The organism is Glutamicibacter arilaitensis Re117 (genome assembly GCF_000197735.1).
Lineage (GTDB): Bacteria > Actinomycetota > Actinomycetes > Actinomycetales > Micrococcaceae > Glutamicibacter > Glutamicibacter arilaitensis.
The window spans coordinates 1527034-1541920 of sequence record NC_014550.1 but is presented as its reverse complement, the minus strand read 5'-3'; the positions used below and the strand labels follow the sequence as shown (position 1 = coordinate 1541920).

Sequence of the window (14887 nt, the reverse complement as noted above, 5' to 3'; positions counted from 1 at the left end):
TCCGGGACTAGTAGGTGAAAAACGCTGAAAAGATCAGGAGCATGGTCAGCAGGAAACCGCACAGGTAATTGATCCAGAGGAATCTCTTCCAACCTCGATTAACCGTACCCGAGCTTGCGTCGCTGATTCCAAGATGCGGTAGGACGTTGAGCACATAGGGCAGCGACAGCACTGCCGCCCAGCGGCCAATCCCCGAAACACCCACAGCCACCAGCCCGCCGGCCAGCAGGTAGCAGGCCAGAACCAGGTAGATGGTCTTGCGAGCCGACAACACGGTGGCAATCGAGCCCAGCCCGCCTTGGCGGTCCGGAATAATATCCTGGATGGCCCCCAGAGCATGGCTTGCCATCCCCCACAGCAAGAACGCCAAGAAAACCATCCATTGCTCCGCCTGCACGGCCGAACCGGCCAGCACCCACCCGTAGACAGCCGGCGAGACAAAGTGCACAGCGCTGGTCAGCGAGTCCAGGCCCGGCCGCTCCTTGAAACGCAGCCTCGGTGCCGAATAAGCCAGCACTGCGAAGATGGAAACTGCCAGCGTGATATTGGATGCTGCATCGCCGCCGGCAGCAAGCACGATGAGGAAAGGCAGCGAGCACACCGTGCATGCGATGAGCAGCGCCTTGTGACTCTGCTTGGAAAGCACCGCCCCCTCGATTCCTCCCTTGCGCGGATTGCGCATATCCGACTCGTAGTCGAAGACATCGTTCACCCCGTACATCAGCAGGTTGTAGGGAAACAGGAAGAATACCGTGCCGAGAATGAATTTCCAGTCGACTCCCCCGCCAGCCAGCAGATAGGCCGCCGCAAAGGGGTAAGCGGTATTCACCCAGGAGATCGGCCGGGAGCTGGCCACAATTCCGCGGATCATGAGCCATCCTTTCTGCTTGTGCTTCCTTCTGAAGCGCTAGTAGTGGAACCGGTACGGCCAAAGCCCAGCAGCCACCACAGTCCCGGTATCAGCAGGACCGCGCAGGCGGCGTACAAGAAATCCTCAATCGGGGCCAGGCCGATGCGCCAGCCGGTCAGCGTGCCGCTGCCGTAGCCGAAAAGCCCTGCGGCAATCATCAGATTGTCGAATACCGCGGTGAGCGCAAGCATCAGCGCCATTGCGGCACCCAACGGCTTGGCCACCGAGCGCAGGCTCTGCTTGCCCACCGCCATCCCGGCGGCAAATACGGCTGCCGCGACGATCAGGAAGATCAAGCTCATTTCAAGAAACATGGCTTCCTCCCTGCCTGCGCCCCACGGTATCCAGGCGCCGATTGCGCAGTGCCCGGGCCGCCACAGGCAACCCGGTAAAGGCGATCATGGAGCAATAGCACAGGAACACCAGGAAGAAGACTTCCTCCAGCGGAAATTGCTCGCCAACCATGATCCCGGTCATGAACTGTGATTCCTTGTGCAGGAAAATTCCTGCCCTGATTGCCAGCACGTCCCAGAACACGAAGAAACCGGTACCCAGCGCCAAGGCCAGGAACCCGCGCAGCGGATGCCGGAAGATGAAGAGCTTGCCCTTTGCGTCCAGCAGTCCCATGCAGACGAGCAGGAATACCAAGGTGCCCAGGTAGATCATGCTCCTGCCTCCTGCGCGCGCATGACAGACCGGTTTTCAGGCATCGGGCCGGCGTCCTTGATCCCCAGCACCGCTTTCGCGGCCAGCTCCCCGCTGATCAGGCACATCGGCACGCCGATTCCCGGGCGCACGGTGCTGCCGGCATAGTACAGCCCTTCCACCTTGGCGCTGCGGTTGCCCGGGCGCAGCATCGCGCTTTGCCCCAGGGTGTGGGCCAGGCCCAGCGCGCCTCCGCGATAGGCGCCGTACTGCTGTGCGAAGTCGCCCGGTCCGATGCTCTGGCGCACCACGATCCGCTCGCGAAGATCATCGATGCGTGCCCAGGCCGAGAGCTGGTCGATGGCCGCCTCCGCGACCGCTTCGACGGCCGCATCGCCTTGGCCATCTGCCGCACCAATCCCCCATTCTGGCAATGCCGGAGCTGGAACCAGGATGAACAGGTTCTCGCAGCCTTCCGGTGCGGTGCCCGGGTCGGTGGCGCTGGGCTTGCAGACATAGATGCTGGTTTCCGGCTCCAGTTCCCTTCCTTGGCGGATGCGCGAAAAATTCTCCGACCAGTCTTCGGTGAACAGCAAGTTGTGGTGTTCCAGCTGCGGCAGCTTGCCCTTGATTCCCAGGCAGAGCAGCACCGCGCTGGGTCCAGGGTCCTTGCGCGCGAAGCTCTTTGCGGTATGGGTCTGCAGCGATTCGGGCAGCAGCTCGCCTTCCAGGTGGCGGACATCGGCCGCACCGATGACCTTGGTTGCCGGTGTGCGGTGCAGCGTGCCGTTTGCGTCGATCCAGCGCACCGCGCTGACCGCCAGGTTCTTCCCCGTACTGGTTTCAATGGCTGTTGCGGTGGCGCCCAGCTGGATTTGCGCCCCGTGCTTTCGTGCCAGTTGCGCCATGGCATCGGCTACGGCGGCGAAGCCGCCCATCGGGTATTTCACCCCGTCGGCCAGGTCCAGGTGGCTCATCAGCTGGTAGAGGGCCGGGGTTTTCTCCGGGCTTGATCCCAGGAACACTGCCGGGTAGCCGAGCACCTGGCGGATTTCATTGCTGGCGAAGCGGCGCGCCACGTGGCTCTGCAGGCTGGTGGACAGCAGCTTTGCCAGCTGCGGAGCCCGGCGCAGGATCCTTGGATCAAGCAGCGATTTCAGCGAATGGAAATCGTCGTAGAGAAAATGCTCCAAGGCCAGTTCATAGCCTTCCTTGGCGGTGCGCAGATATCTCTCCAGTGCCGGTGCGCTGCCTGGCTCCAGGGTTTCGAACAGGTCGCTGGCTGCAGCGCCGATTCCGAAGTCCGCTGGTGCTTGGCGGTTCTGGAAGAAGACGCGGTAGCCGGTGGGCAGTTCGCGCAGATCAAGCTGTTCGGCGGTGCTGGTGCCCATGAGCCTGAACCAGTGATCGAAGACCTCGGGCATCAGGTACCAGGAAGGCCCGGTATCGAAGCGGAATCCCTCGCGCTCCAGGCGCCCGGAGCGCCCGCCAGGATGCTCCTGCTGTTCAATCAAGGTGACCTTGCAGCCCCGGGCCGCCAGCAGCCCGGCACTGGCCAGGCCGGAGAACCCGCCGCCAATGACAACGACCTCTTGGTCTTGGTGGTTCATCTGCTTGATACTTCCATTCTTAGCTTGTGGTGCGAGGGGGTGCCGGCGCCCAGCAGCACGCGCAGGGCGATCATCGCCTTGCGCGGCGCAGAGACCGAAATGCGGGTACGCAGCAAAGCGGCGGCCGGAACCTTCTCCAGCTGAACGTTCAGCTCCTGGAACAGGTCATGGGCCAGGCACACCGCGCGGGCTGCCTGCGGGGCCAGGTAGGGCAACCCGGCGCGGGCCGCGGCGAGGTCTTGGTTGATCTGGGCTACCAGCAGGGCCTTGCCCTGCTCATCGAAGCCTTCCGGGTCCATGCCCGGGAAATAGGTCCTGCCCAGTTCTTGGCTGTCTTGCGCCAAATCGCGCAGGAAGTTGACCTTCTGGAAGGCCGCGCCCAGGCTGCGGGCAGCGAGTTTGGTGCGTTGTTCTTCGGCGCGGTTCAACTGCGGGGCGCCGGGCATTGCCGCGAAGACCTGCAGGCACATCAGCCCGATGACTTCAGCCGAGCCGTAGATGTACTCCTGCAAGCTGCGCGCATCATGCTCCCCTGTAGACAGGTCCGCGCGCATGGAGGCGAAGAACGGGGTGGTGAGCTCGGCTTTGATGCCGGTGGCCCGGGCCGTGATGGCAAAAGCGTGGACCACCATGTTGGTGCTGTATCCGCGGTCCATGGCGCGCAGGGTTTCTGCTTCCAGCTCGTCGAGGCACGCACCGATGGCAGGATCATCCAGGCCGGCTTGGAAGGCCACTCCGTCCACAATCTCATCGGCTAGGCGCACCAGCGCATAGATGTTGGCGATATGCCCGGCGCTGGAGGCATCCAGTAGCCTGCAGGCCAGCGAGAAGGAGGTGGAGTATTCGCCCAGCACTACCCTTGCGCTGCGCGAGGCGGCACGCGAGTAGTGCTCCAAGGCGGCGGTGCCGGTGGTATCGGTACTCGAGAATTCCCGGGTCATGGCTATCAGCTGCTCCGTTCCAGGATCAGGGCGCTGCATTGGTGCAAGAGCGTCCGTGCTTCTTCGGGCAGATCCAGGAAGGCCGAGGATCCGGTGGCCCTGGAACACAGCTGCTTTGCCAGCTGCCTGGCGAAGCGCTCGGTGCCGTGGGCGGCCAGCTCATGGCGGATCCGGCCTGCGTCCACTTTCCCTTCGCGGAATCCGCTCAGCAGCGCGGCAAATTCCTTGTCCTCGCTGGCCAGGGCCAGCAAGATGGTGCTCTTGAATTCGCGCAGGTCCGATTCAATTGACTTCCCGGTTTGCGCCGGATCACCGAAGGTGCCCAGCACGTCATCGATGATCTGGTAGGCGACTCCCAGCTGGCAGCCCACTGCGCCGATGGCCTCTGCCTGCCCGGGATGGGCACCGGCCAGCAGGGCTCCTGCCTGCAGGGGTAGCTGGAAGGAGTAGGCCGCCGTTTTCATCTGCTCCATGCGCAGCACCTGGCTGGTCGTGGCGGCGGCTGATCCCAGCGAGTAGAGCAGGTCCTCTAGTTCTCCGGCTCCTGCTTGCTCGATGGCTTCGAAGAAGGCCTGCTCCACACCCGCTTCGCTGTCGCTTCCGGCCGCGGCCCGGGCAGCGAGCTTGATCGCTTCGCTGATCAGCAGGTCTCCGGCGATGATCCCGACGGAATTTCCCGCATGCTCGGCATCGGCCAAGCTGCGGCCGGAGGCTGATGCCTGGTCGCGGTACAGCGCTGAGATTGTCGCTTTCCCACGGCGCATGAAGTCCCGGTCCACCACGTCGTCATGGATCAGCAGTGCCGCGTGCAGCAGCTCAAAAGCGCAGCCCAGGTCGATGGCGCGCGCCTCATTGCCGCCGCCAAACGCCCGGTAGCCGAGCATCACCAGCGAAGGTCGCATGAGCTTGCCGGTAGCCAGGCTTTTGGAAATGCGGGACCAGAGCAGTGCGGTCTGCGCCGAGTAGGCGGCGCTGCGCCGCTGGGCCTGGATAGCGATCTCCTCCAGCCGGTCGCTGATTTTTTGCCGGGTAGGTCCATCGATGAGCCCGGAGCCGATTGCCGCGCTGATGGCTGTGGCCGGCTGAGCCAAGTGTGTTGCGGTATGCATGGTCATGGTTCCCTACTGAAAGGATTTGTCGGGGGTTGCTTGGTTTTCATCGCTGGTCGTTCCACTCTGATCCAGCTCTGTGCGGGCCTGTTGCAGCAGCTCTGCCAGATTCCTGCGCCCAGGGGGATCCAGTTGCGCGTAGAACTTGTGCACGCCGCGCAGCAGCACTTGCCCTGGGCCGGTGGCTTCCGGGAATCGGGGCCCTGCGGCCACCATCGTGCGCCGCCTGTCCGCTGGATGGTGCTTTCTCTCTATTAGCCCTCGGGCCTCGAGCCGGTCCAGCACCGAGGTGATTCCTGCCGAGGAAACGCCCAGTTCACGTGCCAGCTGACCGGAGCTGGGTGTTTGCATGGAACGCAGCAGGTTCACCGCGCGCAGGTCTGTATCGTTCAGGTCAAGCCGGTGGCGCAGGCGCGTTTCACACAGTTCATAGGACCGGTGGAGGCTGAGCAGCATCCGGAAGACTTCCGAGCTGTTCAGCGGAGGTGAACATTCCATGATTACTTCTCTCGCTAAGTTGATATTTAGCTTGTCTAGATACATCATGGTTTAACTATCTCGTTTTGTCGACTCGAAACGGGAAAAACTTTTCCACCGACCTCAGGAGCACCCCATGAGCAGTTCTCCGGATTACCCAAGCACCTCCCCTCCAACCCGCGCACCTTCAGTGTCCTGGACGCTGCCGGTGATCACCGCAATTGCCTTGGTGCTGGCCATCGCAGTCTCCTTCATCGGAAGCGGCGCACTGGGCGGCACCCCGATCCAGCAAGCAGCCGGAGGATACCTGGGCGCCGATTCAACGCTCTTGGCTCCCGCCGGACCAGCCTTCTCGATCTGGAGCGTGATCTACACAGGGCTGGCCGTCTACGGAATCTTCCAGCTCACTGCCGCGGGACGGCGCTCGGACTGGGCAGCCAGCCTGCGCGTCCCGGCATTGCTTTCCGCATTGCTGAACGCGGCTTGGATTACCGTGGTCCAGCTGGGCCTGCTAGGTATGAGCTTCGCGGTGATCTTCATCCTCGTGGCATACCTGGCCTGGATGCTGACCATCATGGTGTCCCGAACCCCGAGCTCGCGCACCGAATACTGGATCATGTGGTTGACCTTTGGCATCTACTTGGGCTGGGTCTGCGTGGCCAGCATCGCCAACACCTCTGCCTGGCTGCTCTCACTGGGTTTCGGCGAGAACGCATCCTGGGCGCCAGGGCTGGCCGTAGCCTTGTTGGCAGTGGCAGTAGCAATCGGGCTTGGCACCAGCGCCTACTCGGGCAGGATCTTCACTGCCTTGGCCATGGCCTGGGGATTGGCTTGGATTGGCCAGAGCCGGCTGGCCGGCAGCAACCAGTCTGAATTGGTCGGGTACGCAGCGCTGGCATGCGCCGCGCTTTTGCTGCTCGGGTCCATCGCCATCGCCTGGCGCAAGCGCGGGGTGCCAGCGCCATGAGCCTGGTAGCTGTCACCGGAGCAAGCGGATATATCGGCGGACGCCTGGTGCCGCTGCTGTTGGGCAAGGGGCATCAGGTCAGGGTTTTCACCCGCGATGCGCAGCGGCTGCGCGATGTGCCCTGGCGCGGCCAAGTTGAAGTCGTGGAAGGCGATCTGCAGGATCCCGCCGCAGTGGCGAAGCTGTGCAAGGATGCGGACCTGGTCTACTACCTGGTGCATTCAATGTCTTCAACCCGCCAGTTCACAGCACAGGAGAAAGCCTGCGCGCAGGTCATGGCCCAAGCAGCGCGCGAACAAGGAGTTAGCCAGCTGGTCTACCTCTCGGGCTTGCATCCGGCCGGGGCGCTCAGCGAGCATTTGGCATCGCGCGTGGCCGTGGGCGAGATCCTCTCGACTTCGGCTAATACCCTGGTGCTCCAGGCCGGGCTGGTGATTGGCTCCGGATCAGCCAGCTTCGAGATGGTCAGGCATCTGAGCGAGGTCCTGCCGGTGATGCCAGCCCCGCGCTGGGTGTTGAATCGGGTCCAGCCCATAGCCATCCGCGACGCCCTGCACTATCTGGCCGCCTGCGCAGACTTGCCGCGCCCGGTCCATAAAACCTATGACATTGGAGGCCCTTCCAGTTACACCTACGCCCAGCTGATGAAGATCTACGCGCAGGTTGCCGGGTTGCGCGAACCGAAAATCTGGGCGCTTCCCCTGCTCACCCCGCGGCTGGCCTCGCACTGGGTCAACCTGGTCACCCCCTTGCCCCGCACCCTTGCTTCGGCGCTGGTCCAGTCCCTGCAGCATGATTGCGTAATGGGTTCCCGGGAGATCGATGAACTCATTGCCCCGCCCGCCGAAGGATTATGCGACTACCGCAGGGCCGTGCAGCTGGCATTGGAGAAGATGGATGCGGACGCGGTGCCAACCAGCTGGGCTACTGCGCATCCGGTGACCGCTCCGGCAGAGCCGCTGCCCTCGGATCCGGATTGGTCCGGACACAAGGCCTATACCGATATCCGCCGGGCCACCACGACCGCAACCGAGGCACAGCTGTTCAGCGTGCTGCAACGGCTCGGCGGAGAATCAACGTATTTCGCTTTCCCCGGCCTGTGGAAGCTGCGCGGCCTGCTGGACAAGCTGGCCGGCGGAGTAGGCTCCCGGCGTGGCAGGCGCTCGCACAGCACCCTGGCGCTGGGAGATGTGCTGGACTGGTGGCGCGTGGAAGCCTTGGAGGAGAACAGTTTGCTGCGCTTGCGCGCGGAAATGCGGGCACCTGGACGGGCATGGCTGGATTACAGAATCCAGAAGGGCACCGATGGGCAAACCGAATTGATCCAGCGGGCCGTGTTCTTCCCACGAGGCCTTGCCGGACGCTGCTACTGGTGGGCGGTATACCCCTTCCATGCAGCTATCTTCCCGGCTACCATCGCGAACATCGTCCGCGCGGCGCAAAAGCACGAGGCCGACTGATTATCGTCGCCCCGCGGATTTCACTTAGCGGGCGTCATCATCCAAAGGAGAACCAAGGCTGCTTTCCATGGCATCCGAGGTGCCGGCAAGGAACTTGATCACCACATCGCGTTCTTCACTGCTGAGCCTACTGGCAGCTTCGAACCTCTTGGCATGATGGCGTCCGACTTGATCGCGAGCCGCCAAGTGGGTTTCCTCAGTCACCTCGACGCACTGGGAACGGCGGTCGGTAGGATGCTTGGTGCGCAGCACATGGCCATGGGCCTCCAAGCGGTCAATCATCTTGGTGACCGAGGCGCTGGAAATTCCCAGATACTGGCTCAGTTCGCCTGGGGTGACCGATCTTCCTGCGTGCTTGGCAGAGATGATCTTGCGGAGTGCGCGCATATCAGTCTCGTTGAGCTTCATGAATTCCTGGGAGCTGCGCATGATCCGGCGCTCAATCTGGCGCATCCGGCCCATTTCAGCCATAATCCGGTCGATTTGCTCCAGATCCGACGCGGACATGCCCGCCCGGTTGATCAGCTTCTGCTCGGGGTCGGATTCGGAAAGCCCATACATGGTGGACAGATCCTTCGCTGCCATAGTGCTTCTCCTGTTCAGAACGCGGCCGCTGGCCTACCTGGATCCTACGCCTCATGGCCGGCATGCGAATGCATGCAAAAACCCTGCGGCTCATGGAAGCAGACCGCAGGGTTTTGTTGGTGCGAGTAGAGAGACTTGAACTCTCACGTCCGAAGACACTGGAACCTAAATCCAGCGCGTCTACCAATTCCGCCATACTCGCTAGCGCTACACCGGAAACAGCGTTTCCTTGAAGGCGACCTCATTTAGTGTAGCGGAACTCTTGCCTGATATGAAATCAGATAAGGGCAAACTCTACTTGGGGTCAATACCCAAGTCACGGCGCAGCTTGGCTACGTGCCCGGTGGCACGCACGTTGTATTGAGCCAATGCAACCTTGCCCTCTTCGTCCACCACGATGGTGGAGCGAATCAAGCCCTCGTATACCTTGCCGTAATTCTTCTTTTCTCCCCATGCTCCGTAAGCCTCAGCTACGGAATGGTCTTCATCGGAGAGCAGCGGGAAGTTCAACTCTTCCTTGGCGACAAACTTTTCCAGCTTGGCGATCTTGTCTGGGGAAATTCCCACTACTGCATAGCCCAAGCCTTGCAAGGATTCGAGCGAATCACGGAAGTCGCAGGCCTGCTTGGTGCAGCCCGGGGTGGATGCTGCTGGGTAGAAGTACACGATGGTCTTCTTGCCGCGGTAATCTGCCGGGGCTACCGAATTGCCGGCAGCGTCCTGCAAGGTGAAATCAGGGGCCTGGTCACCGGCGGTTAGACGGCTAGTCTTCTCGGGAGTACTCATGAGCTGATCCTCTTTTCTTTGCGGTATACAAAAAATCCGACCTGATGAATCAGATCGGATCTACTGTGCGCCCTCCGGGACTCGAACCCGGAACCTAATGATTAAGAGTCATTTGCTCTACCAATTGAGCTAAAGGCGCTTATTCGCTCTGACTAGTTCTTTTTGCGAACTCGTCTTTGCGACGTAGACAATCATAGGCAGAAGTTGCATGAAATCAAAAATTGCCCAGTAGTCGATCTCGATCCACAAAAGACCTAGTCAAATCTATGATAGCATCATCGATCCGACTTCAAAGTAATCTAAAACACAAATAACTTCTTTCCCGGCTCGCAATCACTCTCCCCCTTAGCGGCCCATCAATGCCGTGGGCTCCACCGCTGATCGCCGCGGCCTTTGGCACCGCAAATGCGGCTCCCGGGTCGCAAGGCGATGAGTCAGAGCCCCAGCACATCTACCCTGCCTTCGGCTCGCCTTGCCTCTCTAGGAAAAACAAAAAAGGCCAGATGGAAGTCTGGCCTTTGTTTTGTGCGCCCTCCGGGACTCGAACCCGGAACCTAATGATTAAGAGTCATTTGCTCTACCAATTGAGCTAAAAGCGCGTATTTATTTATGCAAACAAGTTGTCTGGCAAGCCGAACAATTTGTTCGTGCGCCCCCCGGGACTTGAACCCGGAACCTAATGATTAAGAGTCATTTGCTCTGCCAATTGAGCTAGAGGCGCCCGCTGCGATGTTCTAGAAGCTTTTTGGGCTTCGCGCTTTCGCAACGAGATAAAACTTTACCAGCAATTTCCCTCAGCGCAAATTCGAGGGCCGGCATTCAGCGGTGACCTTCATTACAGGAGATGACTAGGGGTTACTACCAAAGCATGAAAGGTGTTTGTACAGTGATTCCATGAGCAGCCAACGAACAATTTCATTCCCGACCCAAGAACTCATCGACGCAGTCGGTCCCATTCCAGAAAACCTCAAAGCTGTGCTCTGGGACTTGGAGAACGAACCCCGGACCCCACTGGAGGATATTGAGATTGCAGTCCTTCCGTATATGGCATCCCCGCAACGGCTCAAGAACATCCGCCAGGCGCCAAACCTGAAGATCGTTCAGACCCAAAACACCGGCTACGACGGAATGGTTGACTTGATCGGTGATCGCGCCGACATCAACACGGCTGCCGGCGTCCATGCGGCAGCTACCGCCGAGATGGCCATCGGCTTGGCCATCGCTTCCTTGCGCGGCTACCCCCAGGCTGTTCGCGACCAGCAATCCGGGCATTGGAATCCACAGCAGTGGCCTGGCTTGGCTGACCGCACCGTGGCATTGGTAGGCGTTGGCGGCATCGGAGAAGAAATCCGCAAGCGCCTGGAACCCTTTGAAGTGAATCTGCTTCGCTTCGGCTCTACTGCTCGAACCGATGATCACGGACAGGTTTTCGCCACCGCAGATCTTGCAGCGCGTGCCGCCGAGATCGAAGTGCTGATCCTGATCGTTCCGCTCAACGAATCGACCCATCACCTGGTGGATGCAGAACTGCTGGCCCAGCTTCCAGACGGTGCGACAGTAGTCAACGTTGCACGCGGCCCGGTAGTGCAGACCGAGGCGATAGTGGCAGAAGTTGCTTCAGGTCGCTTGAACATGGCCTCGGATGTCTTTGATCCAGAGCCGCTACCGGCCGATCATCCATTGTGGCAGCACCCCAACGCCCTGGTCATTCCGCATAACGGAGGCAACACCAAGGCATTCTTCCCTCGCATGGTGAAGCTTCTCAAGAAGCAGGTCCAATCCTGGGCAGCTGGGCACGACGGCGAGAACCTCGTGCACCGCAGCTAACGATTTCATCTCAGTTGATGGCTCCGGGAGTTTTGGCTCCCGGAGCCATCGCTTTAGTGCGCTATCTTTGATAAATACCTTTGCGCAAAGTTCCTTGCTTGTTCCCTGCGCAAAGCAGCAATACTTGCCCAAAGGAAGATGAGTTATCCCAGTGCCCGAAACGCCATTGAATCTCGTATCACGACGCGCATTGCTGACCGGTACTTTGGCGACGACCGCACTGACCCTGGCCGCCTGCACCGGCAATTCGGGAACCGCTGGTTCCGCCTCGCCAGCCGCTTCCGCCAGCGCCACTCCAGTTCCACGGACCTTGCGTCTGGCAGCCGCCGCTCCCCCGGTCAAGTTTGATCCGGCCATTGTGGCAGATAACGAATCTTTCCGCGTCACCCGCCAGGTTTACGAGACTCTGATCGACATCGATCCCGATACCGGTGGCGCGGTAGCCGGCCTGGCTGAGGCTTGGACCGAAAGCCCCGACGGATTGCGCTACACCTTTACCCTGCGCCAGGGCGTCCTCTTCCATGACGGTACCGAATTGAATGCCAAGGCCGTCGTCGCGAACTTCAACCGCTGGGAGAACTTGTCAGCTACGCTGCGCGCAGACTCCACCCAGGGCTTTACGGATGTTTTCCACTTCGGCTCCGATATTCCCAAGCTTCCCACCGTAAAGGACCTCGAAAAGGAGTTCCAAGGCGTTGAAGGCCCAACCGAGGCAGAACTCGCTGCCCAGCAGTTGCGCCTCAAGCAGCTCGAAGAGCTGGCCACGCAGTACAAGACCGACCTCTTTGAAGGCAAGTCCAAGGGTGGAACGGCAAGCTACTTCGAGTCCGTCAAAGCCACCGATACCTATCTGGTCACCTTGAATCTGCGCCGCCGCCTGCCAGGGCTGATTGAAGCCTTGACCTTGCCGGGCATGGCCATCGCCGCCCCAAGCGCGTTGACCGGCGGGCCCAAGGAGAATCCAGCCCAGTCGCTTTCCACCAAGCCTGTGGGAACCGGCCCATACACCTTCGTATCCAATAAGGACGGTGTGGTGCGCTTGGAGATCTTCAAGGATTATTGGAATCAGTCCCGGCTGGCCGAAAACAAGACGCATCCTGAAGTTGCCCTGATCTCTTCGGTTCCGTCGCCTTATAACCGTGAAGGCGCCTTGCTGGCCGATGAAATCGATGGCTTCGACATGGTCTCCGTTGACACCATGCGCACGCTGGTACGCAACGCCAAGGTTGTTGTCCAGCGCGATCCTTTCTCCGTGCTGTACCTGGGAATGGACCAGCGAAATAAGTGGCTGGCCAAGCCGGAATTCCGCATGGCCATTGCCCATGCGGTCAACCGCACCTCACTGGCCGAAAAATTGTTCCTGCAAGGCTCCAAGAATGCTTCAACCCTGCTGCCCTCTGCCTTGAGCATCCCCGCTCCCGATGAAACCCCCAACCACGACACCACCAAGGCCAAGACCTTGCTGGCCGATTTGGGCTACAACGGCGAAGAAATCGAATTCGCCTATCCGCTGCGGGTCTCGCGCAACTACCTGCCGCTTCCTGAACGCACTTTCGCCCAGATCGCAGATGACCTGGCAGCCGCGGGGATCCGGGTTAAGCCCCGTCCCATCGCCTGGACCGATGGTTATGTCCAGACCGTGCAGTCCAAGGACTTCAACGGACTGCACCTGCTGGGCTTCTCCGGCGGCTACCGCTCGGCAGATGACTTCCTTTCCGGCATCTTGTCCTCCAAGGAGAATGAGTTCGGCTACACCTCGCCGTTACTTGACTCACAGGTCATGCTGGCTCGTTCTATCCCTGCTGGCGAAGCGCAAACAGCTGCCTACGCGGATATTCTCACCATCTTGAATGCTGATCTGCCAGTACTCCCACTGGTCTTCCCCATCTCTGCGTTGGCGTTTAACGGAAATGTCACTTTCTACCCGCCCTCACCAATGCTCAATGAGTGCTACGCCGATGTGCAAATGACAAATTCACCGTCTATCTCAAGTTAGCGACCGTTAACCCAGCTAACGATTTCTAACCCCCGGCTATATAGGTCTACTCTGGGAGAGAGCAAAGTATCACTGTCGATGGAGATCCTCGTGCCTTCTGAAACGTCAACCGAATCTTTTGACGTAGTACTAATCGGTGCCGGCATCATGAGTGCCACCCTTGGCACCATGATCAACCAGCTGGAACCAACCTGGTCTATCGGTCTCTTTGAGAACCTGGACAAGGCTGGGCAGGAATCTTCCTCCCCATGGAACAACGCAGGTACCGGTCACTCGGCACTATGCGAACTGAACTACACCGCCGCCAAGGCTGATGGATCGGTAGATCCAGCCAAGGCCATTGGCATCAACGAGCAGTTCCAGCTTTCCCGCCAGTTCTACTCATGGGCTGTTGAGAACAAGCGCGTCGCTGACAACAGCTTCATCAATGCCCTGCCGCATATGTCATTCGTCATCGGCGATGACCACTCCAAGTACCTGCAGACCCGCTATGAGGCACTGAAGCCGAACGCGCTGTTCGAGGAACTGGAAATCACCAACGACCTGGACACCATCAACGAGTGGACCCCGCTTGTTGCCAAGGGCCGCGACGCCTCGCAGAAGGTCGCCGCTTCGCGCGTGGTCTCCGGTACCGACGTCGACTTCGGACGCCTGACTAGCGAGCTGACCGATTCGCTGGGTGCCGCTGGCGCCTCGGTGAACTTCGGCCACAAGGTCCAGGGCATCAAACGCTCGGGTGCCGGCTGGGAGCTGACCGTCAAGGACAAAGCTTCGGGCGCACTGAAGAACGTCAAGGCCAAGTTCGTGTTCGTTGGTGCCGGCGGCGGCGCACTGCCACTGCTGCAGAAGGCAGGCATCGATGAGATCAAGGGCTTCGGCGGCTTCCCGGTCTCCGGACAGTTCCTGCGCTGCACCGATGAGAACATCATCAACCAGCACCACGCCAAGGTCTACGGCCAGGCTTCGGTCGGCGCACCTCCAATGTCGGTTCCACACCTGGACACCCGCTTTGTCGATGGCAAGCGCTCGCTGATGTTCGGCCCATACGCCGGCTTCTCGATGAACTTCCTGAAGTCCACCGGCCAGCTGGATCTGCCGCTGTCCCTGCGTCCGCACAACATCATACCGATGCTGGCTGTTGGCAAGGACAACTTGGATCTGACCACTTACCTGATCAAGGAAGTTCTCAAGTCCCGCGCCAAGAAGGACGAGTCGCTGGCGGAGTACTTCCCTGAAGCCGATGGCTCCAAGTGGGAACTGATCACCGCTGGCCAGCGTGTCCAGGTCATCAAGAAGGATGCCAAGAAGGGCGGCGTACTGCAGTTCGGCACCGAGGTCATCACTTCCTCGGATGGCTCGATCTCCGGTCTGCTCGGCGCTTCGCCAGGTGCATCCACGGCAACCCCGATCATGATCGGCCTGCTCTCGCGCTGCTTCCCCAAGCAGTTCGCTGGCTGGGAGACCAAGCTCAAGGACATGGTTCCTTCCTACGGCCAGAAGCTGAACGAAAACCCAGCGCTCTACGCTGAGGTCAAGGCAGCCACCGATAAGACTCTGGGCCTGTAAGCACCAAG

General features: G+C 60.3%; 14 protein-coding genes and 4 tRNA genes. 5 read left to right on the top strand and 13 right to left on the bottom strand.

Annotation, left to right across the window (positions count from 1 at the left end; genetic code table 11):
* Positions 1–7: 7 nt before the first annotated feature.
* The 7 genes from AARI_RS07530 to AARI_RS18540 are packed head-to-tail and all read right to left on the bottom strand — an operon-like array spanning position 8 to position 5713.
* On the bottom strand, positions 8–871 hold the full coding sequence (locus AARI_RS07530) for a prenyltransferase (RefSeq protein WP_013348724.1): 864 nt from the start codon (positions 869–871) through the stop codon (positions 8–10).
* Positions 868–1224, bottom strand: a complete 357-nt coding sequence (locus AARI_RS07525) for a lycopene cyclase domain-containing protein (RefSeq protein WP_013348723.1) — start codon at positions 1222–1224, stop codon at positions 868–870. The genes AARI_RS07530 and AARI_RS07525 overlap by 4 nt, the downstream gene beginning before the upstream one ends.
* The gene (locus tag AARI_RS07520; protein ID WP_013348722.1) at positions 1214–1576 is read right to left on the bottom strand and encodes a lycopene cyclase domain-containing protein; all 363 of its coding nucleotides are present in this window, start codon (positions 1574–1576) and stop codon (positions 1214–1216) included. The genes AARI_RS07525 and AARI_RS07520 overlap by 11 nt, the downstream gene beginning before the upstream one ends.
* On the bottom strand, positions 1573–3165 hold the full coding sequence (crtI, locus tag AARI_RS07515; protein WP_013348721.1) for a phytoene desaturase family protein: 1593 nt from the start codon (positions 3163–3165) through the stop codon (positions 1573–1575). The genes AARI_RS07520 and crtI overlap by 4 nt, the downstream gene beginning before the upstream one ends.
* Positions 3162–4106: a phytoene/squalene synthase family protein gene (locus tag AARI_RS07510; protein WP_013348720.1), complete on the bottom strand. Its 945-nt coding sequence runs from the start codon at positions 4104–4106 to the stop codon at positions 3162–3164. The genes crtI and AARI_RS07510 overlap by 4 nt, the downstream gene beginning before the upstream one ends.
* A 5-nt stretch (positions 4107–4111) precedes the next feature.
* The gene (locus AARI_RS18545) at positions 4112–5215 is read right to left on the bottom strand and encodes a polyprenyl synthetase family protein (protein WP_157867115.1); all 1104 of its coding nucleotides are present in this window, start codon (positions 5213–5215) and stop codon (positions 4112–4114) included.
* 12 nt (positions 5216–5227) lie between these two features.
* A complete protein-coding gene (locus AARI_RS18540) occupies positions 5228–5713 on the bottom strand; it encodes a MarR family winged helix-turn-helix transcriptional regulator (protein WP_013348718.1) in 486 nt (161 codons plus the stop codon).
* Positions 5714–5828: 115 nt separating this feature from the next.
* On the opposite strand from AARI_RS18540, the gene AARI_RS07495 reads away from it, so the two are divergent.
* Together AARI_RS07495 and AARI_RS07490 are read left to right on the top strand one after the other, a co-directional pair.
* Positions 5829–6659 (top strand): tryptophan-rich sensory protein, encoded by an 831-nt coding sequence (locus AARI_RS07495; protein ID WP_013348717.1) that lies wholly within the window; start codon positions 5829–5831, stop codon positions 6657–6659.
* Complete coding sequence (locus AARI_RS07490; protein ID WP_013348716.1) at positions 6656–8119, top strand: SDR family oxidoreductase; 1464 nt, start codon at positions 6656–6658, stop codon at positions 8117–8119. Before AARI_RS07495 ends, AARI_RS07490 begins: the two co-directional genes overlap by 4 nt.
* Positions 8120–8143: 24 nt before the next feature.
* On the opposite strand, the gene AARI_RS07485 is transcribed toward AARI_RS07490, so the two are convergent.
* From AARI_RS07485 to AARI_RS07460, 6 genes are all read right to left on the bottom strand, one after another.
* Entirely contained in the window at positions 8144–8704 is a 561-nt protein-coding gene (locus tag AARI_RS07485) for a MarR family winged helix-turn-helix transcriptional regulator (protein WP_013348715.1), read from the bottom strand.
* 117 nt (positions 8705–8821) lie between these two features.
* A tRNA-Leu gene (locus AARI_RS07480) sits at positions 8822–8906 on the bottom strand.
* Positions 8907–8998: 92 nt separating this feature from the next.
* Complete coding sequence (gene bcp, locus AARI_RS07475; RefSeq protein WP_013348714.1) at positions 8999–9490, bottom strand: thioredoxin-dependent thiol peroxidase; 492 nt, start codon at positions 9488–9490, stop codon at positions 8999–9001.
* Positions 9491–9556: 66 nt separating this feature from the next.
* Positions 9557–9629 (bottom strand) — tRNA-Lys (locus tag AARI_RS07470).
* Between the two features lie 387 nt (positions 9630–10016).
* Positions 10017–10089 (bottom strand) — tRNA-Lys (locus tag AARI_RS07465).
* 49 nt (positions 10090–10138) lie between these two features.
* Positions 10139–10211: transfer RNA gene (locus AARI_RS07460), tRNA-Lys, on the bottom strand.
* A 173-nt stretch (positions 10212–10384) separates the two neighbouring features.
* On the opposite strand from AARI_RS07460, the gene AARI_RS07455 reads away from it, so the two are divergent.
* The 3 genes from AARI_RS07455 (at position 10385) to AARI_RS07445 (ending at position 14879) form a co-directional block, all read left to right on the top strand.
* Entirely contained in the window at positions 10385–11317 is a 933-nt protein-coding gene (locus AARI_RS07455; protein WP_013348713.1) for a 2-hydroxyacid dehydrogenase, read from the top strand.
* Positions 11318–11468: 151 nt separating this feature from the next.
* Positions 11469–13313, top strand: coding sequence for an ABC transporter substrate-binding protein (locus AARI_RS07450; RefSeq protein ID WP_013348712.1), 1845 nt, complete (start codon positions 11469–11471; stop codon positions 13311–13313).
* 51 nt (positions 13314–13364) lie between these two features.
* Positions 13365–14879 (top strand): malate:quinone oxidoreductase, encoded by a 1515-nt coding sequence (locus AARI_RS07445; protein ID WP_269446615.1) that lies wholly within the window; start codon positions 13365–13367, stop codon positions 14877–14879.
* Positions 14880–14887: the final 8 nt, after the last annotated feature.